Annotated in this window: 22 protein-coding genes; 11 read left to right on the forward strand and 11 right to left on the reverse strand. The window is 61.0% G+C overall.

Annotated features, from left to right (window positions below; all coding sequences use genetic code 11):
- Window positions 1-361: 361 nt before the first annotated feature.
- Window positions 362-1,351 (forward strand): L-histidine N(alpha)-methyltransferase, encoded by a 990-nt coding sequence (gene egtD, locus AX768_RS28880; RefSeq protein ID WP_062003451.1) that lies wholly within the window; start codon window positions 362-364, stop codon window positions 1,349-1,351.
- Window positions 1,352-1,509: 158 nt separating this feature from the next.
- Here egtD and AX768_RS28885 read toward each other — a convergent pair whose 3' ends face one another.
- The 5 genes from AX768_RS28885 to AX768_RS28905 all read right to left on the reverse strand — a co-directional run bounded on the left by AX768_RS28885 (window position 1,510) and on the right by AX768_RS28905 (window position 7,787).
- On the reverse strand, window positions 1,510-1,806 hold the full coding sequence (locus tag AX768_RS28885; protein ID WP_062003452.1) for an acylphosphatase: 297 nt from the start codon (window positions 1,804-1,806) through the stop codon (window positions 1,510-1,512).
- Between the two features lie 136 nt (window positions 1,807-1,942).
- Window positions 1,943-3,100 carry a hybrid sensor histidine kinase/response regulator gene (locus AX768_RS28890; RefSeq protein WP_062003453.1) on the reverse strand — a complete coding sequence of 386 codons (1,158 nt, stop codon included), beginning with the start codon at window positions 3,098-3,100 and terminating at the stop codon, window positions 1,943-1,945.
- Between the two features lie 43 nt (window positions 3,101-3,143).
- The gene (locus AX768_RS28895; RefSeq protein WP_062003454.1) at window positions 3,144-3,752 is read right to left on the reverse strand and encodes a chemotaxis protein CheB; all 609 of its coding nucleotides are present in this window, start codon (window positions 3,750-3,752) and stop codon (window positions 3,144-3,146) included.
- A 3-nt stretch (window positions 3,753-3,755) separates the two neighbouring features.
- Window positions 3,756-4,598, reverse strand: coding sequence for a CheR family methyltransferase (locus AX768_RS28900; protein WP_062003455.1), 843 nt, complete (start codon window positions 4,596-4,598; stop codon window positions 3,756-3,758).
- 9 nt (window positions 4,599-4,607) lie between these two features.
- Entirely contained in the window at window positions 4,608-7,787 is a 3,180-nt protein-coding gene (locus tag AX768_RS28905; RefSeq protein ID WP_442857272.1) for a response regulator, read from the reverse strand.
- Window positions 7,788-7,971: 184 nt separating this feature from the next.
- On the opposite strand from AX768_RS28905, the gene hpnA reads away from it, so the two are divergent.
- Window positions 7,972-8,991 (forward strand): hopanoid-associated sugar epimerase, encoded by a 1,020-nt coding sequence (gene hpnA / locus AX768_RS28910; protein WP_062003456.1) that lies wholly within the window; start codon window positions 7,972-7,974, stop codon window positions 8,989-8,991.
- Between the two features lie 125 nt (window positions 8,992-9,116).
- Complete coding sequence (locus AX768_RS28915; RefSeq protein WP_062003457.1) at window positions 9,117-9,599, forward strand: hypothetical protein; 483 nt, start codon at window positions 9,117-9,119, stop codon at window positions 9,597-9,599.
- 49 nt (window positions 9,600-9,648) lie between these two features.
- On the opposite strand, the gene AX768_RS28920 is transcribed toward AX768_RS28915, so the two are convergent.
- Window positions 9,649-10,836 carry a glycosyltransferase gene (locus AX768_RS28920; RefSeq protein WP_062003458.1) on the reverse strand — a complete coding sequence of 396 codons (1,188 nt, stop codon included), beginning with the start codon at window positions 10,834-10,836 and terminating at the stop codon, window positions 9,649-9,651.
- A gap of 499 nt (window positions 10,837-11,335) precedes the next feature.
- Between AX768_RS28920 and AX768_RS33070 the strand changes: the two genes are divergently transcribed.
- The 4 genes from AX768_RS33070 (at window position 11,336) to AX768_RS28935 (ending at window position 14,211) form a co-directional block, all read left to right on the forward strand.
- A complete protein-coding gene (locus tag AX768_RS33070) occupies window positions 11,336-11,593 on the forward strand; it encodes a hypothetical protein (protein WP_086381254.1) in 258 nt (85 codons plus the stop codon).
- Between the two features lie 66 nt (window positions 11,594-11,659).
- Window positions 11,660-12,628, forward strand: a complete 969-nt coding sequence (ispH, locus tag AX768_RS28925; protein ID WP_062003459.1) for a 4-hydroxy-3-methylbut-2-enyl diphosphate reductase — start codon at window positions 11,660-11,662, stop codon at window positions 12,626-12,628.
- Window positions 12,629-12,641: 13 nt separating this feature from the next.
- On the forward strand, window positions 12,642-13,799 hold the full coding sequence (gene hpnH, locus AX768_RS28930) for an adenosyl-hopene transferase HpnH (RefSeq protein WP_062003752.1): 1,158 nt from the start codon (window positions 12,642-12,644) through the stop codon (window positions 13,797-13,799).
- A gap of 160 nt (window positions 13,800-13,959) precedes the next feature.
- Window positions 13,960-14,211 carry a hypothetical protein gene (locus tag AX768_RS28935; protein WP_062003460.1) on the forward strand — a complete coding sequence of 84 codons (252 nt, stop codon included), beginning with the start codon at window positions 13,960-13,962 and terminating at the stop codon, window positions 14,209-14,211.
- A 346-nt stretch (window positions 14,212-14,557) separates the two neighbouring features.
- Here AX768_RS28935 and AX768_RS28940 read toward each other — a convergent pair whose 3' ends face one another.
- From AX768_RS28940 to AX768_RS28955, 4 genes are all read right to left on the reverse strand, one after another.
- Window positions 14,558-15,184 carry an MlaC/ttg2D family ABC transporter substrate-binding protein gene (locus AX768_RS28940; RefSeq protein WP_062003461.1) on the reverse strand — a complete coding sequence of 209 codons (627 nt, stop codon included), beginning with the start codon at window positions 15,182-15,184 and terminating at the stop codon, window positions 14,558-14,560.
- Window positions 15,185-15,310: 126 nt separating this feature from the next.
- On the reverse strand, window positions 15,311-15,739 hold the full coding sequence (locus AX768_RS28945; protein WP_062003462.1) for a DUF4174 domain-containing protein: 429 nt from the start codon (window positions 15,737-15,739) through the stop codon (window positions 15,311-15,313).
- Between the two features lie 72 nt (window positions 15,740-15,811).
- Window positions 15,812-17,449, reverse strand: coding sequence for an acyl-CoA synthetase (locus tag AX768_RS28950; RefSeq protein WP_062003463.1), 1,638 nt, complete (start codon window positions 17,447-17,449; stop codon window positions 15,812-15,814).
- Between the two features lie 23 nt (window positions 17,450-17,472).
- The gene (locus tag AX768_RS28955; protein ID WP_062003464.1) at window positions 17,473-18,369 is read right to left on the reverse strand and encodes an SDR family oxidoreductase; all 897 of its coding nucleotides are present in this window, start codon (window positions 18,367-18,369) and stop codon (window positions 17,473-17,475) included.
- A gap of 141 nt (window positions 18,370-18,510) precedes the next feature.
- Here AX768_RS28955 and AX768_RS28960 point away from each other — a divergent pair, with 141 nt between their 5' ends.
- The 3 genes from AX768_RS28960 to AX768_RS28970 all read left to right on the forward strand — a co-directional run bounded on the left by AX768_RS28960 (window position 18,511) and on the right by AX768_RS28970 (window position 22,509).
- Window positions 18,511-19,224, forward strand: coding sequence for a TetR/AcrR family transcriptional regulator (locus AX768_RS28960; protein ID WP_062003465.1), 714 nt, complete (start codon window positions 18,511-18,513; stop codon window positions 19,222-19,224).
- Between the two features lie 335 nt (window positions 19,225-19,559).
- Window positions 19,560-21,788 (forward strand): TonB-dependent receptor, encoded by a 2,229-nt coding sequence (locus tag AX768_RS28965; RefSeq protein ID WP_062003466.1) that lies wholly within the window; start codon window positions 19,560-19,562, stop codon window positions 21,786-21,788.
- A gap of 37 nt (window positions 21,789-21,825) precedes the next feature.
- A complete protein-coding gene (locus tag AX768_RS28970; protein ID WP_062003467.1) occupies window positions 21,826-22,509 on the forward strand; it encodes a Fe2+-dependent dioxygenase in 684 nt (227 codons plus the stop codon).
- A 14-nt stretch (window positions 22,510-22,523) separates the two neighbouring features.
- Here the strand turns inward: AX768_RS28970 and AX768_RS28975 are convergent, their stop codons facing one another.
- Window positions 22,524-22,679 (reverse strand): hypothetical protein, encoded by a 156-nt coding sequence (locus AX768_RS28975; RefSeq protein ID WP_231941579.1) that lies wholly within the window; start codon window positions 22,677-22,679, stop codon window positions 22,524-22,526.
- 229 nt (window positions 22,680-22,908) lie between these two features.
- Here AX768_RS28975 and AX768_RS28980 point away from each other — a divergent pair, with 229 nt between their 5' ends.
- A complete protein-coding gene (locus AX768_RS28980; protein ID WP_062003468.1) occupies window positions 22,909-25,521 on the forward strand; it encodes an MMPL family transporter in 2,613 nt (870 codons plus the stop codon).
- The last annotated feature ends 43 nt before the right edge of the window (window positions 25,522-25,564 follow it).

The following is a 25,564-nucleotide window of genomic DNA, read 5'->3' on the forward strand; positions in this document are numbered from 1 at the left end:
TGGACGCCCCACCGCAGGCAGTCGTCTGCATTTCATATGCGGCGTGTAAAAAGCGTCACGATGGCCTGTAGTTCTTGCGCGATTTTCCCGGCGGAGGCGCTTCGCAATGAAGTTGATATCGCCCGCTTTATGGTGAGGATCTCGTGCGTTTCCCTGATGGCGCTTGATCTTTTACAGGCCATCTCAGCGCAACTTCAAACAATACGCTCCAATATGCGTTGCCAAGCGCGCTTCTTGCTGACTCTGTTGCGCCCTGCGAGGCATTGCATCGCGGGGCCCGATCTCATGACCGGTGCGTTCGTAGATTGCCTGTCATGCACAACTGGCCGCGTCCACCGGGCGCGACATCTGGAGACACCCCATGCCTTTGGCAACGAATCACGCCGCTCATCAATCGCGTTTTCCCTCCGCGTTCGCCGCCGCCGTTCATGACGGCCTAACACATTCGCCGCAGAAAGAATTGCCATCGATGTATCTGTATGACGAAGTCGGCTCCGCGCTTTTCGAGGTCATCACCGCATTGCCAGAATACGGCGTGACGCGTGCGGAGGAGCGCGTGCTGCTGGCGCATTCGGCGGATATCGTGGCTGAATTGCCGCGCAACGTGACCGTCGCCGAACTGGGTAGCGGCAGCGGACGCAAGACGCGACGCATCCTGGAAGCGTTATCGAAGAAGCGGCCAAACGGCGCGACCGAATACTGTCCGATTGAAATTTCGCCTGCCGCGTTGCAATTGTGCAAGCGTGAACTTGGGGATATCGAGCGTGTTGCGATCGTTGGATATGAGCGTGATTACCTTGCCGGACTCGCCGAAGTCAGTGCCAACCGGCGCGAAGGCGAAGTACTGCTCGTGCTATTCCTGGGGAGCACGATCGGCAATTTTTCGCGGCTTGCCGCGACGCGTTTCCTGAAATCGATACGTGGCATGCTCAAACCCGGCGATGCGTTGTTGCTCGGCATGGATCTGCTCAAGCCGCTGGAAACGCTGATCGCCGCCTACGACGATCCGATTGGCGTTACGGCCGCGTTCAATCTGAATCTGCTCGCGCGGATCAATCGCGAACTGGACGCCGATATTCCGCTGGATGCGTTCAAACATCTCGCGCGCTTCAATCCCGATGCACGCAGCATCGAAATGCATTTGCGCGCAACGCGCCCGGTCAAGGCGACGATTCGCGCTGCTGATCTGACCGTGGAGTTTCGCGAAGGCGAAACGATCTGGACGGAGAGCAGCCACAAGTACAGCGCGGATGAAGTGGGGCCGCTGGCATCGGACGCGGGTTTCCGTTGCGCAAGGCAATGGACGGATGATGAATGGGGCTTTGCAGAGAGTTTGCTGGTCGCGGGGTGAGCATTGATCGCCTTTCCCGCGTGTGGCGTTATTCAGAACCCGCGCACTCCTCCGACTGAATCAGTTGGGTGCTGCGGGTTTCGTCAATGCGCATGTGAAGGACTGGGGCCGACGGCCGATGACGTTACCGGTATCCGCCCGCCGACAAGCGCTTGAACCTAGTGCTGCTCGAACCGCTCGAACCGCTTTTCGATATACCGCTCCTCACTGGTCAGATCCGTAACCCGCGCATGCGGCGGTCCGCGCCGCAACCATTCGAGCATTAGATCGACCTGATTTGCGGGCCCCTGAATCATCGCTTCAACAGACCCATCCTCGAGATTTGCCACCCACCCGCGGACGCCCAGCGAATGCGCGCGCCGCAATGTCGCGTGACGGAAACCGACGCCCTGCACCGCGCCCTGCACACGCACGTAATACGTTTCTATTCGAGTATCGAGATCCGGACTCGGCATGTTCGCTTCTCCTGATTATTGCGCCAACCAAGGCATAAACTTTTGGGCGGCCATGAACCGGCTCACGCCCATCAGGGAGCATTCTAGACAAGACCGGCAAAACGGACAGCGCACGCGTCCGCTTCATCGTCCCCAATCAGTCAAGCCGGAACGGCTGCGCGGTCTCTCCGGAATTGCTGCTGGCGCGCCGCGCCACCGCCTCGCGCGGCACGGTGACTTCGAACACCGTGCCATTCTCGGCATCGGAGCGCACTTCCACACGGCCGCCATGCATCTGCGCAATCTCGCGCGTGATGTACAGCCCGAGCCCAAGACCACCCGTTTCCTGCTGCGGCCTGCCCGACCGGTACGGCGCGAAAATCGTCGGCAGGACATCCACGGGAATCTCGCCGGCGTTCTGCACCGTGATCGTCACTTCGTCCGCTGTCTCACCGTTGAGGCGCACGTGGATTGGCGAACTCTCGCGTCCATGCGTCAACGCATTGCCGATCAAGTTCGAAAACACCTGCGACAACAAATCGCCATCGCCCTGCAGCAACGTATCGCCGTCGCGGAAAATGAAGATGCGCCCCTTGCCCACACGCGCTTCGTATTCCTCGACGATATTCTTCGCCAGCGTCAGCAATTCCACTGCCCGCGGCTGCAGCGTCACGCGTCCGCCTCGCAGCCGTGCGAGGTTGAGCAGCTGATCGACCATGCGCACCATCCGCATGCCGCTGCTCTTGATACGCGTGCCGATATTCGCGACGTTTTCATCAGGGACGAAACGCGCCAGATATTCCGCCGATGCAATCACCGCCGACAACGGCGTGCGCAGGTCGTGGCCGAGCACAGCCATGAGCATTTCGTTGGCATCGAGGAGATGCTGGACGGTTGCAAGCTGCGTGGCCAGTTGCTGCTTCTGCTTCTCGATCTGGATGAACACATCCACCTTCGAGTTGAGAATGCGCGAATCGTACGGCTTGTAGAGGAAGTCAACCGCGCCGGCTTCGTAGCCACGGAACGTGCGCCCGGTGTCCTGTGCGGTCGCGGTCAGGAAGATGATCGGCACGTGCGCCGTGCGCGGACTGCCGCGCATCAGTTCCGCAAGCTCGAAACCGTCCATTCCGGGCATGTTGACATCGAGGATGGCGAGCGCGACTTCATGCTTGAGCAGCAATTCGAGCGCGGCGGGACCCGATCCGGCGGCCAGCACGGAAATGTCGGGCCGCGCGAGCGAGGCTTCGAGCGCGGTGATGTTGTTCTGCACATCGTCAACGATCAGAACGTAAATCGGTTGCCTGTTGAGTTCCATTAGCGGAGTTCCATTTGGGGTGTCAGCTCCAAGTCAACCTGGGTCACGTCGCAGATCCTTGTCCGATGCCGCGCAAGCGTGCGGCCATCGCGTCGAGTGTAAGAACATCATGTACTCCGCCGCGCGCAATCGCGCCCAGCGGCATTGCGGTGGACGACGCAGTCTGCGGGTCCTGCACCCAGCAGCGGCCACCGGCGTTCCTGATCGCAGCGAGGCCGCGCGCGCCATCGTCGTTCGCGCCCGACAACACAATGCCAAGCAATGCATCGCCAAAACACAGCGCCGCCGATTCGAACAGCACATCCACCGATGGCCGCGAAAACCGCACCGGCGGATCGACCGATAACGAGATCGTGCCATCGGGCTCGACCAACATGTGATAACCCGGTGGCGCGAGATAAATCGTGCCGCCGGTGATGGTGGCTTTATCGTCGGGTTCCACCACCGGCAAGCGGCAACGCGCGGCAAACAGCTCGGGCAACAGGCTCGGCGAGTCGGCGCGCACGTGAACCACGACCAGCACCGCGGGGCGAAACCCCGCCGGCAACGCGGGCAACAACTGATTCAACGCCTCCACGCCGCCGGCAGACGCACCTATGACAATGGCGTCGATCCCGGCCAGCGGGCTGAACGATTCTTCCAGCACTTTCATCGTTTAAACCTTTTGATACAGGCGCTCGCGCGCATCGAAGTCGGCAAAGCTGTCCGCGTGTTTCGAAAAGCGGATGCTTTCCTTGCTGCCCAAGCCTAAAAACCCCCGCCGCACGAGCGAATCGCTGAAGAGACCCAGCGCGCGATCCTGCAACGCGCGATCGAAATAGATCAGCACGTTGCGGCACGACACCAGATGCGCTTCCAGGAACACGCTGTCAGTGGCAAGGCTGTGATCGGCGAAAACCACGCGCGACTTGAGCGTCTGCGAGAACTTCGCCGCACCGTAAGCCGCGTGGTAGTAGTCCGAAAGCGAACGCTTGCCGCCGGCCGCGAGGTAATTCTGGCTGAAACTCGCCAGCCGATCCAGCGGATAGATGCCGCTTTCGGCCTGCCGGAGCGCGCCGGCGTTGATGTCGGTGGCGTACAAAACCGTACGGTCCGCGATGTTTTCCTCCGCGAACAGGATCGCGAGCGACCAGAGTTCCTCGCCGGTACTGCATCCCGCAACCCAGACCTTGATCGATGGATACGTCTGCAGGATCGGCACGACCTGTTCGCGAATGGCGCGGAAATACGTCGGGTCGCGAAACATTTCGCTGACTTGTACCGTGAGGTACTGGAACAGGCGCGAGAACAGGGTGGCATCGCGAAGAATGCGTTCCTGCAGTTGCGAGAGCGTCGGATAGCCCAGGTCGATCAACGCCTGCCCTAGCCGCCGCCGTAACGAACTCACGGAGTAATGCCGGAAATCATGCTGGTATTTCAGATAGACGGCTTCGAGCAACAGCTTCAACTCGATGTCGAAGATGGCTTCGTCCGGATCTTTCGAGGTTCGATTTGGCATGGCGGCCTTCTACCGTTGCCGCAGCCAGACGCGACATAGCGAGACCAGCTTGTCCACGTCGATAGGCTTCGAAATGTAATCGTCCGCCCCGGCTTCCAGGCACTTCTGGCGATCGCTCGCCATCGCCTTCGCCGTCAGCGCGATGATCGGCAGGCGCGCATGTTCCGGGTCCTTGCGGATCTCGGTCATGGCAGTAAAGCCGTCCATCTCCGGCATCATGATGTCCATCAGCACCAGATCGATATCCGGATGACGCGCCAGCGCGTCCAGCGCCTCGCGGCCATTGCGCGCAATTTCAAGCTTGGCGCCGAGCGGCTCGATCACGTGCGACAACGCGAAGATATTGCGGACGTCGTCTTCGGCGAGAAGGATCGTGCGGCCTTCGAACACGTCGTCGCGCTGGCGCGCCGCGCGCAGCATGCGCTGCTGCTCGGGCGGCAATGCGCTTTCCACGCTGTGCAGGAACAGCGTGACTTCATCGACCAGGCGTTCCGGCGACTTCGCGCCCTTGATGATGATCGACTTGGAATAGCGGCGCAGACGCTGCTCTTCGTCGGGCGACAACACGCGCCCCGTGTATACGATCACCGGCGGCGATGCATGTTCCTGCGACGTAGATACCCGTTCCAGCAAGTCGTAGCCGGAGCCATCGGGCAGCGCCAGATCCATCACGATGCAATCAAACGTGCCGCGATTGATCTCGTCCATGGCTTCCGCAATCGTTCCCGCTTCGACGATCTCCACGGTCGTGCTCTGCAACAACGCGTGGATGCTCTGGCGCAGCGTAGGATCGTCCTCGACCACGAGCACGCGCCGCGTGCCCTGTGCGGACCGCGCTTCGAGCTTGCGGATCGCGCCCGCGAGCGTGTCGCGGGCGCTCGGTTTCAGCGTGTAGCCGATTGCGCCGAGATGCAGCGCGATATCGGCGTGATCCGTCGATGAAACCACGTGTATGGGGATATGGCGCGTCAGCGGGTCGTGCTTGAGCCATTCGAGCACGGTCAGGCCCGATTGATCTGGCAGGCCGACATCGAGCAGAATGCCGTTCGGCTGCAACTCGCGGGCGAGTTCCACGCCATGCGTTGCGGTCGTCGCGTGGACAAAGTCGAATTCGAGTTCGTGCGCGAGGTCGTGCAGGATTTGCGCGAAACGCAAATCGTCTTCGATCGCGAGGATCACGCGGTCGGGGCGCTTGCGGTTGGCGCGGTCATCGGCGATGGGTTGCGGAACATGATGGCTCGCAACCGACGCACGCCACGACGAAGGCTCGGAGATATTCGATGCCGCCTGCGCCGTCAGATGCGCCGGCGCGTGGCTTTGCACGGGCGCTTCCTGATGCTGCGGTTTGGCGAAAGCCTCGGAAGTTTCCACTGGTTCGCCCATGTGCCCGATCACATCCAGCTTTGCAGTAACCGTACCCTCACGCACGCCCAACGGCAGCGTGACCGAAAAGACGCTGCCCTTGCCCGGCTCGCTCGAAACGCTCACCGAGCCGCCCAGCAAACGCGAGAATTCCCTCGATATCGACAAGCCAAGGCCGCTGCCGCCATATTTGCGGCTGGTCGTGCCGTCGGCTTGCTGGAACGCCTGGAAGATCAGGTCCTGCTTGTCGCGTGCGATGCCGATGCCGGTATCGCGGACATCGAAGCGCACGGAGTCATCGTCGTCCTGGGCCTTATGCACCGACACGGTCACCTGCCCGCGCTCCGTAAACTTGAAGGCGTTCGAAAGCAGATTGCGCAGCACCTGCTGCAGGCGCTGGTTGTCCGTGACGAAATATTCCGGCACGCCCTCGGCGCGCTCCGTCACGAGCTTCAGCCCCTTCGAATCCGCGATCGGCGCGAACGACTGGCGCAGCGATTGCAGCATTCCGTCAATGGCAACCGGCGCAAACTGCACGTCCATCTGCCCCGCTTCCACCTTCGACAAATCCAGGATGTCGTTGATCAGTGACAGCAGATCGCTGTTCGATGAATGAATGGTCGCGGCGTAGCGCACTTGTTCGTCGCTGAGATTGCCGTGCTTGTTATCCTGCAGGAGCTTCGCGAGGATCAGCGAGCTGTTGAGCGGCGTGCGCAACTCGTGCGACATGTTGGCGAGGAACTCGGACTTGTACTGGCTCGCGCGCTCGAGCGCCAGCGCGTTCGCCTCCAGTTCCTTTTGCGCACGCACGAGTTCCGTTTTCTGCCGCTCGAGACTGTGCGTGTGCTCTTCCAGCCGCACGTTGGTCTGTTCGAGATCCGCCTGCTGCGTTTCGAGCCGCGCCTGCGTTTCCATCAGCGCGCGACCGCGCTCCTCCAGTTCTTCATTCGATACCCGAAGCTCTTCCTGCTGGACCTGCAGTTCCTCGCTTTGGCGCTGCGTTTCTTCCAGGAGCTCGACCATGCGCGCCCGGTACTCCGCCGAGCGCAGCGCCATGCCCATCGCTTCGGACGCGTTGTCGAGCAGTTCACGCGTGTCGCTGAAGGCGTTTTCGTCGCCGATAAAACCCAGTTCCAGCACACCGGTCACGTCGCCGTCGGCCATCATCGGCGCAACGACACTGTGGCTCGCCGCCGCCGATCCGAGCGCCGAACCGACCTTCAGGAATTGCGCCGATGCTCCCGTGACGACGAGGGCCTTTTTCTCATCGAGCACTTGCCCGACGAGTCCCTGTCCTCGTGTGATCCGTTGCGGCACGGCGCTGTCGGCAGGCAGCGCCCACGCCGCGATGCGCTCCAGCACGTCGCCTTTGCGCGCGTACAGCACGCCGACGCGCGCCCCAACGTACGGCACCAGCGAACGAAGGATGCCTTCGCCAATCGCAGCAGGGGTGAGTTCACCGCGAATTTGCAGTCCGACCTCGACTTCGCCCTGCTTGAGCCAGGCGCTGCGTTGCAGGTTCAGCCGCGATTTGATATAGAGATGCCCCACGCCGGCCAGCACGAACATCACGATCACGCCGATAACCCGGTTGATCTGCAGCACGAACGTGGTGACGACGGCGTCGCCTGTTGTGAGGTAAAAACCCAGCACCGTCAGCACGGACGCTGCGCCCGCAGTCATGAACGGCACGGTCGGCCGGTCGACCCACATGCACAGCGCGACCGGCAGCATGTAGAACACCCAGATGGCGATTCTCAGCGGCGTGAGCCAGTCGATGGCGAACACGATCATCAGCATCAAGACGATCGCAAAGTAAAGCCACACGGAGCGGTTTCTGCTGTCTATATGCATTGGCGAGTGAATATTGTTGAGATTTTGTCAGGCGCCGAACAGGCAGCACCGGACCATAGCACGACCCGCCAGCCCTTGTCACATATGGGCCTACAGCCGATTACGACGCTTCGGAAGACGGGCAACTGTTACCTTTCAATACCAATCAGAGGAAAAAATGACTGACGCTGTACATGGTCGCAGTGGGCGCGTGCTGGTTACCGGTGCGTCCGGATTCGTGGGCTCGGCGGTTGCGCGACTGGCGCGGGAACGCGGCCTCGATGTCCGCGTTGTCATACGCAAGACCAGTTCCCGGCAGAACCTGGAAGGTCTCGATGCCGAAGTCGTGTATGGCGACATGCGCGATGAAGCGTCCATGCGCGCCGCCATGAAAGGCGTGCGGTATCTGATGCACGTGGCGGCGGACTACCGGATCTGGGCGCGCGACCCGAGCGAGATCGAGCGCGCGAACCTCGACGGCACCGAAGCCACCATGCGTGCGGCGCTCGCCGAAGGCATCGAACGGATTGTCTACACGAGCAGCGTCGCGACGCTGAAGGTGAACCCGTCGGGTGATATCGCCGATGAAACCAAACCCGCGCAAGCCCATCAGACCATCGGTGCGTACAAGCGCAGCAAGGTGCTGGCGGAGCGCGCCGTCGAGCGCATGGTCGCGAACGACGGCTTGCCGGCCGTGATCGTGAATCCGTCCACCCCGATCGGCCCGCGCGACGTGAAGCCGACGCCGACCGGGCGGATCATCGTGGAGGCGGCGACCGGCAAGATCCCCGCTTTCGTCGATACCGGCCTGAACCTCGTGCATGTGGACGACGTCGCGAACGGGCATTTTCTCGCGCTCGAACGCGGCGTGATCGGCGAGCGCTACATCCTGGGCGGCGAGAATTTGTCGCTGCAACAAATGCTCGCCGATATCGCCGGGCTGGCCGGCCGCAAGCCACCGACCATCAAGTTGCCGCGTGGCCCGCTGTATCCGCTCGCGGCCGGCGCTGAACTCTTCGCCAAGTTCAGCGGCAAGGAGCCGTTCGTCACGATCGATGGATTGCGGATGTCGAAAAACAAGATGTACTTCACGTCGGCAAAAGCGGAACGCGAGCTTGGCTACCGCGCGCGACCCTATGGCGAAGGCCTGAGTCACGCGCTCGACTGGTTTCGTGAAAACGGTTATCTGGACCGCTGACCTGCAGGCGCGCTCAGTATTTAACGCGCGCCAACACGCATTTTGTTACAACACGTGGCACGACGCAGAGTACGCAGCAGTTAAAATCGCAGGTTCGATGCAAGGCAAGAAAAGGCATACACCGCATGAACTTAACCGACCAGCTCGGCGCGCTGGAATCAAGCCTCGATGAGCTGATTCTGGCCGCTGCTTCCACCCCCGCTGCTGATTCTCCTGTAGCTAGTTCACCCGCAGCCGATGTCGCTGCGACCACCGCGCCCGATCCGGCGCCCACGGCCGATGAAAAACCCACGCTGAATGTCTCGCGTCCCGGGAAAGACGTGATCGAGATGACAATCGGCGGAAAGACCGTGGCGTTGAGTCCCGAAGGCGTGTCGCAATTGATCGAGGAATTGTCGAACGCGCGTGCCTCGATGACCGTCGACCAGCCGAACGGCTTGCCCCCCGGCTGGCGGTATGTCGCGACGAAAAACCCCGTGATGGCGACACAGCGCTATCCGAATGGTGACCGCTTGCTGGTGTTGCGCCACACGGGCCACGGCTGGGTGCCCTTCTCGTTTTCACCGGATATGGTGATCGAGCTGTACGCAATGCTGACGCAACGGTGATGGAAGCAGGCCGTGGTTTTCAGCAACCGTGCCCGCGCAAATCAATGCATCACGGCGCCTGAACCCGCGCCTTCCACTGGCCGCCTTTTCCGCTCCAGAATCGCACTGCCGATCCCACCGTTGCGCTGACATAGAACAGCGCGACGAGCGGCAGCAGCGGCGCCCAGAAAATCGAGCGGCGGTAATACCGCAGCATTGGCGCGTAGGCGCAGCACATTGCGATCCATGCAAGCCACGCCGGCCATCCCTTCGCGCCCATGGATAGCGCAATGACCGGCGGCGCGAGATAGATCACACACATGCCGATCAGCGTGCCCGCCAGCAACAGCGAGGAATAGCGAAGTTGCGTGAAGGCCGTGCGCGCGATCATGTTCCAGACTTCGCGCCAGTCGTCATAGGGACGCAGCGACTCGCTGTCGGCAGCGAGATCCAGACGGATTGGACGCGCCGCATTCACGCCATTGCGAAACTTGATGCGCGAAGCCAGGCTGCAGTCATCGATAAGCTCACCGCGTATCGATTCGATACCCCCCGCCTCCACCAGCGCCGCACGCCGGACCATCATGCAGCCGCCCGCCGCGCCCGCCGTGCGGCTTTGCACGTCGTTGACCCATGAGAACGGATACAGCTTCGCGAAGAAAAATACGAACGCCGGGATCAACGCTTTTTCCCACGTCGAATCGCAGCGCAGACGCACCATCAGCGAGACAAGATCGCGATCCTCCAGAATCGCCCGTGCGACGAGCTGCGACGCTGCGTTGACGGGATGCTGGATATCGGCATCGGTCAGGAGCAGGTAATCGGCCGGCAATCCGAGCTTGTCGATCGCCCCGATTCCCTGCGACTGTGCCCACACCTTGCCCGACCAGCCCGCCGGCAAAGGTGCGGCCGTCAGCACCGTCAGGCGGTCTTCAAGCCCCAGGTCGCGGGCGGCGGCTTGCGCGGCGTCGGCGGTGCCGTCGGTGCTGTGGTCATCGACAACGATCAGATGAAACGATCCTGCGTAATCCTGCGCGAGCAAAGACGCGACCGCGCGGCCGATGACATCGACTTCGTTGCGCGCCGGGACGACCGCGACCACCGCGGGCCAGGCGCCGCGCCGTGCAATTTCGGCCTGTCCGACCGCGTGAACGGTGCTTTCGCTGAGTCGCTCGACAGCTTGCGCACGCCAGAACCCGCCGCGGGCGAACAGCAGGACAATCCAGATGAGAAGGGACAACCAGGCAATCAGGAGCATCGTCAGTTCGGTTCTACAGTTTCGTTGCTAGTTAAACAAACGCAATACCGCCGGGGTTTCGGCGGAACGCTTGGCGGAGCGCAACTTTACGCCCAAACGCTGGCGTAGGCAGGACGAAAGGCTCGCCGACAGGGCACGGCGGGAGGTGTCGCCAGATTGCCGACGCCGAGTGTCGAGCATGTATCGTGGCAGCGCTTCGTGTCGATATGCCATTCGGCCGAGGTAGCATTTCGAGGCACGCACGTCGGTTATATCCGCCAACGAAGCGAACCGCGTGCTGTCCGACGTGGCCGAGAGTGTCAATTTTGTTGGCTAAGCGCAACGACCAACAGCCGATAAACCAGACGTCGAAAGTCAAAAGTGCGAATGAAATTCGGCCACTTACGTGCGCGGATACGCGGCTAGCCGTAATAGTCAGGTCGGAACGGACACCGCTCCAACGCCCTCGCACCGCACCATATGGCCCTTTCACGCTGAATTTGCCGCGATCGAAGCGTGATTGAGCGGCATTCGCGCGCTGGCAGCATTCGCCCTGTCCATGAAGACATGCCGAGCACGAGCTTACGGCATCGCCGCCCAGGAAATAATTCGACCCTGCTACATGAAGTGGAACGACCCCGTAACAAGCATCCAAAAAGCGAACGCGTTAGAATACGCGGTCAAGTTCGGCCTTAAAGTTGAAACGAATGATCTGTTTTCAGGCATTTGTTTCGCGAAGCTTTTCGGCGAAGCTTTAATTTTGCTTACAATAAATTGACCGGATTTGATCGAAGCTTATAGCCGGTTCCATTCGAAACCCGCGTCAGTCGGAGTTCGCCCGAATATGCGTATTATCCTTGCTCAACCTCGCGGCTTTTGTGCGGGCGTGGTCCGCGCGATCGAGATTGTCGATCGTGCTCTGGAACGACATGGCGCGCCCGTCTATGTGCGCCATGAGATCGTTCACAATCGGCATGTTGTCGACAATCTGCGAAGCAAGGGCGCGCGTTTCGTCGAGGAACTCGACGAAGTCCCGCACGGCGCCGTCGCCATTTTCAGCGCACACGGCGTCGCGCAAACTGTAGAAGCTGACGCGCTGGCGCGCGGACTGGATGTACTCGATGCAACCTGCCCGCTCGTCACCAAGGTTCACGTGCAAGGGCGGCAATACGTCGCGCAGGGCCGCACGCTGATCCTGATCGGCCACGCCGGGCATCCGGAAGTCGAAGGCACGATCGGCCAGATTCCCGGCACCGTGGTACTGGTGCAGAGCGAGGCCGAAGTTGCAACACTGTCGCTGCCGCTGGACGAACCGGTTGCGTATGTCACGCAAACCACCTTGTCCGTGGACGATACGCGCGGCATTATCGACGCACTGCACCGGCGTTTTAGCGATATTGTCGGGCCGGATACGCGTGATATCTGTTATGCCACGCAAAACCGTCAGGCCGCGGTCCGCGAGCTCAGCACGCAAGTGGACGTGCTGCTCGTGGTTGGCGCGACAAACAGTTCGAACTCGAACCGCCTGTGCGAGATCGGCGCCGAAACCGGCGTGCCGAGCTACCTGGTGGCGGACGGTTCGGAAGTGAAGCCTGAATGGTTTGCGGGTGCGCAGGCTGTGGGCATCACGGCTGGCGCGTCGGCGCCGGAAGAAATGGTCAAACACGTAATTGATGCACTGCGCGCGCTGGGCCCTGTCGAAGTGACGACAATGTCCGGCCGCGAAGAAAAAGTTGAATTCAAACTCCCCGCGAAGCTGACAAAACCGCTTGCCGCGGCGACGGCTTCCGCCGGCGCCCTTCGCGAAGATTAAGGAGCACACGCAATTGTCTATTCCGATGCTGCAAAAAGTCCGGGTTGGCGCATACATCGCGCGCCAGCATTTCATGCGCAACAAGCGTTATCCCCTCGCGTTGATGCTCGAGCCGCTGTTTCGCTGCAACCTGGCGTGTAATGGCTGCGGCAAGATCGACTATCCGGATCCCATCCTGAACCAGCGCATTTCCATGGCGGACTGCCTTGCGGCCGTCGACGAATGCGGTGCGCCGGTTGTTTCCATTGCTGGCGGCGAACCGCTGCTGCACAAGGAAATGCCGCAGATCGTGAAGGGCATCATCGCGCGCAAGAAGTTCGTGTACCTGTGCACGAACGCGTTGCTGATGGAAAAGAAAATGGACGACTACGAGCCGAATCCGTACTTCGTCTGGTCGGTTCATCTCGACGGCGACAAGCAGGCGCATGACCATTCGGTCTCGCAAGACGGCGTGTATGAAAAAGCCGTTGCGGCCATCAAGGAAGCGAAGCGCCGCGGTTTTCGCGTGAACATCAACTGCACGTTGTTCAACGACGCCGATCCGGAACGCGTGGCGAACTTCTTCGATACGCTCGGACCGATGGGCGTGGACGGCATCACGGTGTCGCCGGGTTACGCGTACGAACGCGCACCGGATCAGCAGCACTTCCTGAATCGCGAAAAAACGAAGACGCTTTTCCGCGATATCTTCAAGCGCGGCGATAACGGCAAACGCTGGTCGTTCAGCCAGTCGAGCATGTTCCTCGACTTCCTGGCCGGCAATCAGACGTACGAATGCACGCCCTGGGGCAACCCGGCGCGCACCGTGTTCGGGTGGCAGCGTCCGTGCTATCTGCTCGGCGAAGGTTATGTAAAAACCTTCAAGGAATTGATGGAAACGACCGAGTGGGACAAATACGGCACGGGCAAGTACGAGAAATGCGCTGACTGCATGGTGCATTGCGGCTTTGAAGCGACTGCCGTGATGGACACGGTTGCGCATCCGCTGAAGGCGGCGCGCGTTGCGTTGCGCGGTCCGCGTACCGAAGGCGCGTACGCGAAAGACCTGCCGGTCGACAATCAGCGCCCGGCGGAATTCGTGTTCTCGAAGCATGTCGAGATCAAGCTGGAAGAAATCGGCCGCGCCAAGACCAACAAGGGCGGCAAGCAGACAACGACGGCTGCGGCCTGAGTTTTCAAGCGCGCTTGATTCCTGCGGCAGATCGCATGGAAGCGAACGGGTGGAAGACGTTGCGTTAAGCGGCGTTTTTCCACCCGTTCTTGTTTTCAAGACGCGCTTCAGGCAAGCCCGTGTAGCATCGCTTGTTTTCAGGCAAACCAAGCAGGACGCTATGGCCGACTTCAACGTAATGATCAACCTCGGCAAGGCCGACCTCGACGACTATCTGCTGCTCGCGAAGACACTGCGCAAATCAGGTTTCAGCGAGACGAAGGCGGCGCAAGTGGCGGCGGATTATCGGCTGCTGCCGGCTTCGTTCCGGTATTCAAGCGCGACCGAAGACATGATCGCAGTGAGGGAGAAGGCGATGAAGTCGGCGAAGAACGTTTCCTCGGCCGCGATGGTGCTTGTGTCAGAGTGCTGATAGCAACAGCCGGAACTTGCTGCGCATAAAGTTTCGCGGGGGGAGTCACTTTGCGTTCCAGTCATCTTCTCCGACAGCGCTCATTGGGGTTTCGTAACGCAATAGCGATCCACGCAACTGGTTGAGCGGGTCTTTACCAATGTCTTCGAGACACGCGCTTTTTTAAATACAATGGCATCGGGCGCACCGACTGGTTCAGCTTTCGTTTTTGCTGCAGATTTCAATGGCGTCGACATATCGGTGTGGCCTCGCATTCACGTTCCGTCACGTCGAACCAATATCGGTCCTCATAAAAAACGCAGCCCGCGAAAGCGGGCTGCGTTTTTCTAATCCACTTCGATCGACCTTATTCCGCCGTGCGCGCGTTGTGCGTGGTCAGGAACTTGATCAAGCCATCCACGCCGCCCTTTTGCAACTGGCCGGCAAACTGCGTCTGATACACCTGGATCAGCCACGCGCCCATCATGTCGATGTCGTAGATCTTCCAGCCATCGGGCGTCTTTTCCAGCCGATACCGCACCGGATTATCTCCACCCGTCGAATACACATGCGATTGAACAACAGCGTCTTTGGCGCCGGCGTCGAGCGTGGGGGCATCGAACTTGAACTTGACGTCTTCATCCCGCAGTTGCGAAAGCGACGACGTGTACGTGCGTACCAGCAGCGTCTGGAATTGTTCATAAAGCTGCTTTTGCTGTTCAGGCGTCGCCGTGGTCCACGCCTTGCCGACCGCAATCCGCGTGGTGCGCTGGAAGTCGGTGGCGGGCACGAAACGCGTCTGGACCAGTTGCGTGATCTTGGCCATATCGCCGCCGCGAGCTTGCGGGTCAGCCTTCATCGCGTTGACTGTCCCTTCCACGGCGCTTTTCACCACCGCGTCAGGACTTGTTTGCGCGAACGACGCGCTGGAGAAAAGCGCCGCCGAAAAAGCCAGGGCGACAAGGGCAATACGAGCGGGCAAATAACGTTTCATACGACCGATAGTTCGAGATTGGAGGGCAGTGTCCGGCCGAAAGCAAACGTCACCTGCGTGGCGATCGTTGCATCAGTCCGGACTCGATGCATCGTCAGTATATCGACCGGCGTCCCGGGTGACAGTTCATGGAAGTTTCGAGCCCGCTTCTTGGCGGCGCATCGGCATGGCGTCGATAGTCGATGTCAACTCGCTCGCCGAAATCGGCTTCGGCGAATCGATCTTCACGCCGCCGTCCTTGCCGACCAGCAACGCACGAAAGCTGTGCTGCTTTACGCTGAACCGCTGTCGAAGCGCGTTTGCGTTTTCGCTCGCGCCTTTGACCGAGTCGCCGATCACCTCGATCAGCGCCAGATCGCGCTCCTTGAATCCCGAGCCGGTTTCCTCGATGGCCGCGCGCTGGGCGGCAAGCTGCGCCGATTGCGGATCGGCGGCGAAAATCACGAGCAGACGATCGTGCCACGTGTGTTGATCGATGGAAACAGAGCTTGCGGCGAACCCGAGCTGGCTCGCCACGGCCGCGGCGAAAACGGGTGCTAGCAGGGAAAGTTTCATGGCAGCGCCTCCTTGTGCTTCATATTACGGCTCACGAGGAAACTGTGCTGAAGGCCAAGCCACGTCGCCGCGCTATGTCCCCAACGGCAACTGAGAACGCAATTCCTTGCGCATGACTTTGCCGGTTGGCGTCATCGGCAAGGCATCGACGAAACGAATCTCGCGCGGATATTCGTGCGCCGCGAGCCGCGTCCTCACATGTTGCTGAAGTTCGCGCACGAGGGTTTCGTCAGCGATAAAACCTCCGTTCAGCACAATGAACGCCATCACGATTTCCGTGCGCGCGGCATCCGGCGCGCCGATGACCGCCGCCATGCTCACCGCCGGATGCCGCAACAGACAATCTTCGATAGGCGCCGGCCCGATCCGATATCCCGCGCTCGTGATCACGTCGTCATTGCGCCCGACGAAGCGGATGAAACCATCGGCATCGCAAAGACCGAGATCGCCGGTCAACAGGAACGGGCCGCGGAATTTATCGCGCGTGGCCGGCTCGTTGTTCCAGTAGCGCAGGAACATGACCGGATCGGGCGACTTGATCGCGATATTGCCAGGCGTGCCGGGCGCGAGTTCCGTGCCGTTATCGTCGACGATCGTCACGCGATGTCCGGGCGCACTGCGTCCGATAGCGCCCGGCCGTGGCTCGAACAACGTCGAGCACGACGACACCACCACGTTGCATTCCGTCTGCCCGTAGAACTCGTTGATGGTCACGCCGAGCGCCGCCCGGCCCCACGCAATCAGCTCCTCCCCAAGCGATTCGCCGCCACTCGCCACCGCGCGCAGGGAAAGCTTCCACTGCTCGGGACGAGCGACCGAGCGCATCATCTTGAGCGCGGTCGGCGGCAGGAACGTATGCGTGACGCCGTGGCGGGCCATCAGGTCGAAGGCGGCGGGGCCATCGAACTTTTCGAAACGCCGCGCCAAAACCGCAACGCCGTGATGCCACGCCGGCAGCAAAACATCGAACAATCCGCCGATCCACGCCCAGTCCGCAGGCGTCCACATCAGTTTCGCGTTCGCCGGGAAAAGGCCTTGCGACATCTCGACGCCCGGCAAATGCCCGAGCAACACCCGATGCGCAAGCAATGCGCCCTTGGGTTTTCCCGTCGTGCCGGACGTGTAGATGATGGCGGCGGGGTCATCGGAGGAAGTATCGACTGGCGTGAACGCTTCCGTTTCCGCCCGCAGGGTATCCCAGAACATATGAGCGTATTCCGGCGCACTTTCGTCGTGCTCGCCTCCTACGTAATACGCCGCTTTGAGCTCCGGCAGCGTATCGCGGATCTGCTCGAGTTTCTGGAAGCCCGCGTGATCGGTGATGAGCGCGGCGGCGCCGCTATCGGCGAGCCGATACTGGATTGCATCCACGCCGAAAAGCGCGAACAACGGCACCGCGATGCAACCCGCCTTGTAGATCGCCAGATGCGCGATAGCCGTCTCCGGCGATTGCGGCAGGAAGATCCCGACGCGATCGCCACGCTTCAACCCGGCGCGCATCAACGCATTGGCGAATTGATTGGACAGTGTCTTGAGTTCGTCGAAGGTGAAACGCGTTTGCTCGCCTTCACGGGTTTCGTAGATGAGCGCAAGACGGCCCGCGCCATCGGCCCATTTATCGCAGACGTCCACGCCGATGTTGTATTGCGCGGGCACCTGCCACTCGAACGCCGCGTTCAGGGCGTCGTATGAATCGGCTGCGGGAAGCATCGTTTCTTCCTTGATTTTGAGTTTTACTCGTCGGCTTGTTGCAAGCCCGAAGGCGGCTGGTATCGCGAAAAACCGTTGAACGCAAGCGTACGCTCAGACGCCGCCAATGGCCACGAATGGCGCGCGTTGGGCACGCCGCCATCGACGCGAATCACCGACCCGCTGATGAAAGCCGACGCCTCCGACAATAAAAATACCGCCGCCGCAGCCAGTTCGGATTCCGTACCAAATCGCTGCAGTGGCACCTTGTGCTTGAGTTCGCGCAGCAATGCACGATACCGCTCGTCGTAGCTGTCCATTCCCGCCGATGCAATCCATCCCGGCGCCACCGCATTCACGCGAACGCCGGCGTAACCCCATTCGCACGCAGCAGTTTCGGTGAAATTCCACACGCCCGCACGCGCCGCGCCGGAATGTCCCATGCCGGGCATGCCGCCCCAGATGTCCGCGAGCATGTTGACGATCGCGCCGCCGTGATCGCGCATGTGTTGCGTAAAGCATTCGCGCGACATCAGGAAGGTGCCGTGCAGGTTGTTGCGCACGACGGCGTCCCAGCCGTTCAGCGAAATCTTCTCGAGCGGTGCGGGGAACTGGCCGCCCGCGCAATTGAAAAGGCCGTCGAGCTGCTTGAACTCGGCAAGCACGGCCGCGACGACTTGCTTGACGCTGGTTTCGTCGCGGATGTCGCAGGGGTGGCAGCCAACGCGTCCCGGGCTTTCCGGATAGTCCGCCGCGAGCTCGTCGCGAACGGCTTCGAGTTTTGCGAGCGTTCGTCCAACCAGCACGACCGATGCACCCAGCGATACCAGTTCATGCGCCGTACATCGGCCGAGTCCGCTGCCGCCGCCGGTGACCATGACGACCTTGTTGGCGAAGAGGCCGGGGCGGAAGACGGAGCGGTATCGATGCGTGGATTCCATGTCGGGTTCGCCGGAAGAAGTGAGGTTGAGTAAAACTCAAATCCTGAGCGCGCGTCAAGTTGGTAGATACCTTTAATATCGACTTTCAAGGGCTATAAGAATTTGAGCTAGACTCAAGATACATCCAGATCTTGCATCGATATGACCCAGCATAAAGCCCTCCCCGCCCGGCGCGCGCCATCGAGCGTCAAGTCCGAGCAACGCATCAAGGACATCCTCGCCGTCGCGCGGGAAGTGTTCTCGGAGCGCGGGTATTCGTCGGCCACGACGATCGAAATGGCGCGGCGGCTGGGGGTATCGGAGGCGACGGTCTTCACGTATTTCGCGGGCAAACGCGATCTGTGCGTGCGCGTGATCTGCGACTGGTACGACGAGATCATCGCGGAGATAGAAGCCACGTTGCCGCATGTCACGGGCACGCGCGCAAAGCTGTTCTTCCTGATCCGCACGCATTTGTACCGGCTGATGATCGACGGGCCGGGGCTCTGCGCGCTGATTCTCTCGGAGGGACGCGCGAAAGACGACACGTTCGGCAGTGAAATCCTGCAACTCCAGCGCCGTTACACTGCGCCGCTCATGCAGGTGCTGGCGGATGGCGTCGCTGCAGGCGATATTCGCGGCGACATGCCGCTCAGCCTGTTGCGATCGAGCATCTACGGTCCGATGGAACACGTCCTCTGGGACGCGATCAGCAAGAAGACGGTCGATATAGAAGAGACCTCGAACCGCCTCGCGCAGCTCTTATGGCAAGGCCTTCAGCCGCCTAATCCGAATGCCGCCGCACTCGAACAATTGCAGCGCGATATGGCCGCTGCCTTGCGGCTATATGACCAGACGTCTTCATCGAAAAAATGACGCCCTGCCGTCAGAGCCGGCAGATTTAACGCCCAATCCCTCGTTTTACTCGGAATCCCTCAGCCAGAGCCGCGCTTTTATCAGCGCGGGCCTTTGTGCGTCTGCCATTCGTTAAGTTCATTTTATTCAATTGAAAACCTTTGTTACTTGTGTAATGATATCGATTCGCATTTACACAATCGACAACTTAGGTTGCATCTATCGCTCAAGCGAGGTGCCGGCCGGTCGGCGCTTGTCTGCTCCAAACCCGTCAAAAACGCGTCGCGCGTAATCGCGACTCCCCTTTTCGGCTTGCGTCATGCGCGGCCATTAACCATCCAGTATCGGGAACGCCCATGTTGAGGAAGACACCGCTTGCCGCCGCGATCATGAGTTTCGTGGCTGTACCCGTTGCCGCACCGCTTTACGCCTACGCGCAAACCGCGCCGATCGCTCAGGTTCAAACGCCGGCCCCGGCGCAGCCCGAAGCGGCCGCGCCCGCAGAAAACGCGACGTTGCCGCCGGTCCAGGTGAACGGGCAAGTGGATACGTCGAATGATTTCCAACCGGAAAAATCGAGCGTCGGCGCCAAGGTGCCCACCGCATTACGCGATATTCCTCAGGCAGCCGTGGTCGTCCCCAAGTCCGTGCTGCAATCCCAGGCCGCGACCTCTTTCTCCGATGCCCTTCGTAACGTGCCCGGCGTGACCATCGGCGCGGCAGAAGGCGGCCAGATCGGCAACAACATCAACTTGCGCGGGTTCTCGGCTCGTACGGATATTTATCTGGATAGCTTCCGCGATCGCGGCCAGTACTATCGGGACACGTTCGACCTCGAATCCATCGATGTGCTGTACGGCCCGTCATCGCTTTATTTCGGGCGCGGTTCCACAGGCGGCGTGATCAACCAGGTGAGCAAGCAGGCCGGACTCAAGGCGCACGCATCCGTGTCCGCGATGGTCGGCACGGACGATCGCTACAGGGGCACCTTCGACATCAACCAGCCGCTTTCCAGCACGTCGGCCATCCGCCTCAATGCGTTCGGCCAGGATCTGGGCTCGACGCGCGATGTAATGAAAAGCAAGGACTACGGCTTCGCGCCCACGGCGACTTTCGGGATTGGCACGCCGACGGAAATCACGTTGTCCGCTCTGATCCAGCACAACCGCGACCAGCCGGATTACGGCATTCCGCCGGTCAACGGCGCACCGGCGCCGGTCAGCAAAAGCCAGTTCTACGGCTTCGAAGGCGACCGCACGATGCAGGATGTGCAGACGGTGTCGGCGCGTTTCAAACACCGTTTCAGCGATGACCTCACGCTGCGCAACCAGACGCAGTTCAGCCACTACAGCACCGAAGCCCGCGCAACAAATGCCGCGGCCGTGCTGACCGGGCCGCTCGGAACATCGCCGGCGCTGGCAAACGGCAACTTCACGTCGCTGCCACTGTCTTCGCTTTTCGTCAGATTGCAGGGCAAGGACCGCAATATCAACGACCACTCGGTCTACAACACGACCGATATCGACTACAAGTTCAACACCGGCTTCCTCAAGCATGAGGTGATCGCGGGCGTCGACCTGAGCCACGAGACCTACAGCAACCAGTCGTTCACCGCGACCACGCCGGGCTTGCCGTCGAACACCATCGCGATCGTGCCGCTGCTCAACCCGCAATACACCGAGCGTCCGGCCAACACGAAGGAAGTCGCGACCAACCTGGTGGAGTCGAGCGCGAACGGAATCGGCGTTTATGCCAACGATACGGTGTCCATCGGCCAGTACTGGAAGGTCGTGGGCGGCGTGCGCTGGGACCGTTACGAGGCGTCGATCAAGAACACGATCAATGCGCCATCGTATGGCACGCAGACCAACTTCTTTACGAGCGTGCGCGCCGGGATCATTTTCCAGCCGACCGACTGGCAGTCGTACTACGTGTCGTACGGCACGTCGTTCAACCCGTCGCTCGAAGCGCTGACGCTCACCAACAACCAGCAGAACATTCCGCCGGAATCGAACCGATCGTATGAAATCGGCTCGAAATGGGATTTGCTCAACGGCGGTTTGTCGGTGACGCAGTCGCTTTTCAACATCGATAAAACCAATGCCCGCACGGCCCAGCCCGACGGCAGCTACACACTCGACGGCGACGTGCGCGTGCGCGGTTATCAACTTGGCGTGGCCGGTCACATCACGAACAAATGGCAGGTCTTCGGCGGCTACACGTACATGGACGGCGAGGTCGTGAAGGCGCTGGACAACACGAACGGCAAGACGCTCGCCAACACGCCGCGCAACATGATCACCATCTGGACGACTTACGACCTCACGCCGCAATGGACGTTTGGCGGCGGGCCGGTGTACACGTCGTCACGGTATGCGGCCAGCACGAACTTCGTGCAGGTGCCGGCGTACACGCGCTGGGACGCGATGGCCGCGTATCACCAGAAGCGTTATGACATCCAGTTGAACGTGCAGAACCTGACCAACAAGCATTACTACGATGCGCTGATTCCGTCGGACGGCGGCCGCGCAGTGCCGGGTTACGGCCGCACGTTCCTGGCAACGCTAAACTACCGGTTCTATTGAACTTATTGGTCAGGCGCGGCGGCGCTGTATAAAAATCATGATTCTTTCCATACCCAACGTCCTCAGTCCCGAGGACGCCGCCGCGATGCGCCAGCGGCTCGATGCATCGGACGCCTGGGTGGACGGGCGCGCGACGGCCGGCTACCAGGGCGCGCCGGTCAAGCGCAACCAGCAGATCGCGCAGGAAGCGCCGATTGCGTTCGAACTGGGCGACGCGATCATCGCGTCGCTCGAGCGGCATCCGCTGTTTATCAGCGCGGTGCTGCCGAACAAGGTGTATCCGCCGCTATTTAACCGGTACGAGGGCGGGATGCACTTCGGCAGTCATGTCGATGGCGCCATCCGGCTCGTGCCGGGGCATGGGACGCGAGTGCGCACGGATGTATCGATAACCGTGTTTCTCACGCCGCCCGACGAATACGACGGTGGGGAACTGGTTATCGAAGATACCTATGGCGTGCAGGAAGTGAAGTTGCCGGCGGGATATGCGATTGTTTATCCGGCGACGAGCTTGCATCAGGTCCGGCCGGTGACGCGGGGAATGCGGGTCGCGAGTTTCTTCTGGGCGCAAAGCCTGATTCGCGACGACACCCGGCGCAGCCTGCTATTCGATATGGATACGGCGATTCAAAGGCTCAACGCCGAAAACGCCGACGATGCCGCCCGGCGCACGCTCGTGGGGTGTTATCACAACTTGTTGAGGCTTTGGAGCGAGACCTGATTGAGTCCGCGGCTCTACCAGGAAAGCTCCGCATCGCTGGAATTGGCAAATTCGTCAACTAGAAGCGCATCGTCGCCTGCTTCTGCAATGTCCTTGCTCGCTTCAGCCCAGCCTTCCCGCGTGGTTTCGATCTGCTTGCAGGAAACGGCCGCGTCGTTTTTCGGTTCCATCGTGCCTCCGTTTTATTCCAGGAACCGGACGTTAATACAATCTGCCGCCGCCTTTTGTCATTAACTGTATCTTTCGGAAACGCGCGCAAATCACTCGCACGGCGCCCTTGCCCGCTGCCCGCTCCTTACGACCGGTATACTCACCCGTCGCCGAAAGTCGCCTGAAACGCGCCTTTCGCACTTTGTCCCACAAGAATTACCGAAAAAGCCCTTCGAGGCATCCGTCTTCATGCTCACGCCTCTCATTGCGCGTCTTGTCACCTTGTCCATCCGCCGGCCGGCGTGGATTATCGTTTTATCGCTGCTGGCCGCCGTTTTCAGCGGTTATTACGTGCTGCATCACTTCAAGATCAGCACCGACATCAGCCAGCTCATCGAGACGGAACCCGAATGGGCGGCGCGCAGCCATGCCATCGACGCAGCTTTCCCCGAGCGCGGTTCCACCGTGCTCGTGGTGGTCGAAGCGCAAGCGCCGGAATTCGCCGATGCCGCCGCCAACGAGCTCGCCGCCGCGTTAGCCAAGGACACGAAGCAGTTCACGGCCGTCTCGCAACCGTCGGGCGGCGATTTCTTCGAGCACAACGGCCTGCTGTACCTCTCCACCAACAAAGTCGCCGATACCACCCAGCAACTCGTCAAGGCGCGTCCGCTGATCAACGCGCTGGCCCACGATCCCACGCTGACGGGTCTGGCCGGCACGCTCAACACCAGCCTGAATATCCCGCTGCAGCTCGGCCAGGTGACGCTCGGCCAGATGTCGAAGCTGCTCGGACAAAGCGCCGACGTGCTCGATAAAGTCATCGCCAATCAGCCGGCCGTGTTCTCTTGGCGCAATCTCGTCGATACCTCGGCCACCCAGCCCGCACGCGCGTTCGTCACGGTCCAGCCAGTGGTCGACTACAACGCGCTCGAGCCCGGCGCGAGCGGTTCGAACGCCATCCGCGCGACCGCAAGCGCGCTGAAGTTATCGGAGAATTACGGGGCGGTCGTGCGTCTCACCGGCGAACAACCGCTTTCCGATGAAGAATTCGCTTCGCTGAAAGATGGCGCTGTGTTGAACGGCATCCTGACGTTCATTGTCGTCCTGGTGATCCTCTGGCTCGCGTTGCGCTCGGGGAAGATGATTGTCGCCGTGTTCATCACGTTGTTCGTCGGACTCGCGATCACGGCGGCGCTCGGCCTGCTGATGGTCCACGCGCTCAACCTGATTTCGGTCGCGTTCATGGTGCTGTTCGTCGGGCTCGGCGTGGATTTTGGAATTCAGTTCGGCGTGCGGTATCGCGAGGAACGCTTCAAGGACGACCGGCTCGATGTCGCGCTCGTCAGCACCGCGCGGCATGTCGGCGTGCCGCTGACGCTCGCCGCCGCCGCGACCGCCGCCAGCTTTTTCTCGTTCCTGCCGACGGCGTATCGCGGTGTGTCCGAACTCGGGCAGATCGCGGGCGTCGGCATGCTGGTCGCGTATTTCACGAACATGACGCTGTTGCCGGCGCTGATCAAGGTGTTCAGCCCGCCGGGCGAAGCGGGTTCGCCCGGCTTTCCGAAGCTCGCGCCTGTCGACGAATTCCTCGCGCGCAATCGCAAGCCGGTGTTGATCGGCACCCTGATCGTCGTGGTCGGCGCGCTGCCGCTCCTGACGCATCTGCGCTTCGACTTCAATCCGCTGAACCTGAAGGACCCGAAAACGGAGTCGATGGCCACGCTGATCTCGCTCAAGGATGCGCCCGAAGCGGCCGTGAACGACGTGAAAGTGCTGGCGCCATCGCTTGAAGAAGCGGACAAAATAGCCGCCAGGCTCGCCAAATTGCCGGAAGTCGAGCGCGCGACGACGCTGTCATCACTGATTCCCACGGATCAATCCAAAAAGCTCGAACTGATCTCGGCCGCGGCAGCGCAGCTTCTGCCGGCGCTGAACCAGCGCGCCGCCGAGCCGGCCAATGACGCCGTGCGGGTGGCATCGCTCAAACGCTTGTCGAACTCGCTGGAACTCGCCGCCGACGAACACCCCGGCCCCGGCGAAAACGAAGCGCGCCGCCTTGCCGCGACGCTGAAAAAGCTCGCCGCCGCCGACGCCGCCACGCGCGATCGCGCCGAACACGCGATGTCGGAGCCACTGCGCATCGCGCTCGGCCAGATGCGTGCGCTGCTGCAGCCGTCGCCGGTCACGCAGGATTCGCTGCCCAAGTCCATGACCGAAGGCTGGCTCGCCGCCGACGGCCACGCGCTCGTGGAGGCATCGCCAAAAGCGCTGGAAGGCAAGAATCGCGACGACGACCAGATGCTCGCCCGCTTCGCCAATGCCGTGCAGAAGGCGGAGCCGAACGCCATCGGCGGCCCGATTTCCGTGCTGCATTCGGCCAACACGATCATCAAGGCGTTCGAGCAGGCGGCGGTGTTGTCGCTGATCGCGATCACCGTTTTGCTGTGGATCACCTTGCGTCGAGTGGGCGACGTTTTGAGAACTTTGATACCTTTGCTGGTTTCCGCCGTGGTCACGCTGGAATTGTGCGTTGTCTTCGGCATGCCGCTGAACTTCGCGAACATCATTGCATTGCCGCTGATGCTGGGTATCGGCGTGGCGTTCAAGATCTACTTCGTGATGGCGTGGCGCTCCGGGCAGACCGGTTTGCTGCATTCCAGCCTCACGCACGCGGTGATGTTCAGCGCCGCGACCACGGCAACGGCGTTCGGCAGTTTGTGGTTTTCACACCATCCGGGCACCTCGAGCATGGGCCGCCTGCTGGTTTTGGCGCTATTTACGACGTTGATTGGCGCAGTGGTATTTCAGCCGGTTCTAATGGGCAAACCCCGGGTGCAGAAGAAGGCCGCTGACACTCTTTAATTCGTACGATCACCAGCAAGATCCAAGGAAACGACTCATGACG

The organism is Burkholderia sp. PAMC 28687 (assembly GCF_001577465.1).
GTDB lineage: Bacteria > Pseudomonadota > Gammaproteobacteria > Burkholderiales > Burkholderiaceae > Caballeronia.

Excerpts from the sequence above, each read along its gene's own strand:
- AX768_RS28970 (WP_062003467.1), top strand. The coding sequence starts at position 21,826 with ATGATTCTTTCCATACCCAACGTCCTCAGTCCCGAGGACGCCGCCGCG.
- AX768_RS28955 (WP_062003464.1), bottom strand. The coding sequence starts at position 18,369 with ATGGAATCCACGCATCGATACCGCTCCGTCTTCCGCCCCGGCCTCTTC.
- AX768_RS28935 (WP_062003460.1), top strand. The coding sequence starts at position 13,960 with ATGGCCGACTTCAACGTAATGATCAACCTCGGCAAGGCCGACCTCGAC.
- AX768_RS28965 (WP_062003466.1), top strand. The coding sequence starts at position 19,560 with ATGTTGAGGAAGACACCGCTTGCCGCCGCGATCATGAGTTTCGTGGCT.
- AX768_RS28980 (WP_062003468.1), top strand. The coding sequence starts at position 22,909 with ATGCTCACGCCTCTCATTGCGCGTCTTGTCACCTTGTCCATCCGCCGG.
- AX768_RS28945 (WP_062003462.1), bottom strand. The coding sequence starts at position 15,739 with ATGAAACTTTCCCTGCTAGCACCCGTTTTCGCCGCGGCCGTGGCGAGC.
- AX768_RS28915 (WP_062003457.1), top strand. The coding sequence starts at position 9,117 with ATGAACTTAACCGACCAGCTCGGCGCGCTGGAATCAAGCCTCGATGAG.
- AX768_RS28975 (WP_231941579.1), bottom strand. The coding sequence starts at position 22,679 with ATGGAACCGAAAAACGACGCGGCCGTTTCCTGCAAGCAGATCGAAACC.
- AX768_RS28890 (WP_062003453.1), bottom strand. The coding sequence starts at position 3,100 with ATGGAACTCAACAGGCAACCGATTTACGTTCTGATCGTTGACGATGTG.
- AX768_RS28900 (WP_062003455.1), bottom strand. The coding sequence starts at position 4,598 with ATGCCAAATCGAACCTCGAAAGATCCGGACGAAGCCATCTTCGACATC.
- egtD (WP_062003451.1), top strand. The coding sequence starts at position 362 with ATGCCTTTGGCAACGAATCACGCCGCTCATCAATCGCGTTTTCCCTCC.
- AX768_RS28885 (WP_062003452.1), bottom strand. The coding sequence starts at position 1,806 with ATGCCGAGTCCGGATCTCGATACTCGAATAGAAACGTATTACGTGCGT.
- AX768_RS28895 (WP_062003454.1), bottom strand. The coding sequence starts at position 3,752 with ATGAAAGTGCTGGAAGAATCGTTCAGCCCGCTGGCCGGGATCGACGCC.
- hpnA (WP_062003456.1), top strand. The coding sequence starts at position 7,972 with ATGACTGACGCTGTACATGGTCGCAGTGGGCGCGTGCTGGTTACCGGT.
- AX768_RS28960 (WP_062003465.1), top strand. The coding sequence starts at position 18,511 with ATGACCCAGCATAAAGCCCTCCCCGCCCGGCGCGCGCCATCGAGCGTC.
- AX768_RS28920 (WP_062003458.1), bottom strand. The coding sequence starts at position 10,836 with ATGCTCCTGATTGCCTGGTTGTCCCTTCTCATCTGGATTGTCCTGCTG.
- AX768_RS28950 (WP_062003463.1), bottom strand. The coding sequence starts at position 17,449 with ATGCTTCCCGCAGCCGATTCATACGACGCCCTGAACGCGGCGTTCGAG.
- ispH (WP_062003459.1), top strand. The coding sequence starts at position 11,660 with ATGCGTATTATCCTTGCTCAACCTCGCGGCTTTTGTGCGGGCGTGGTC.
- AX768_RS28940 (WP_062003461.1), bottom strand. The coding sequence starts at position 15,184 with ATGAAACGTTATTTGCCCGCTCGTATTGCCCTTGTCGCCCTGGCTTTT.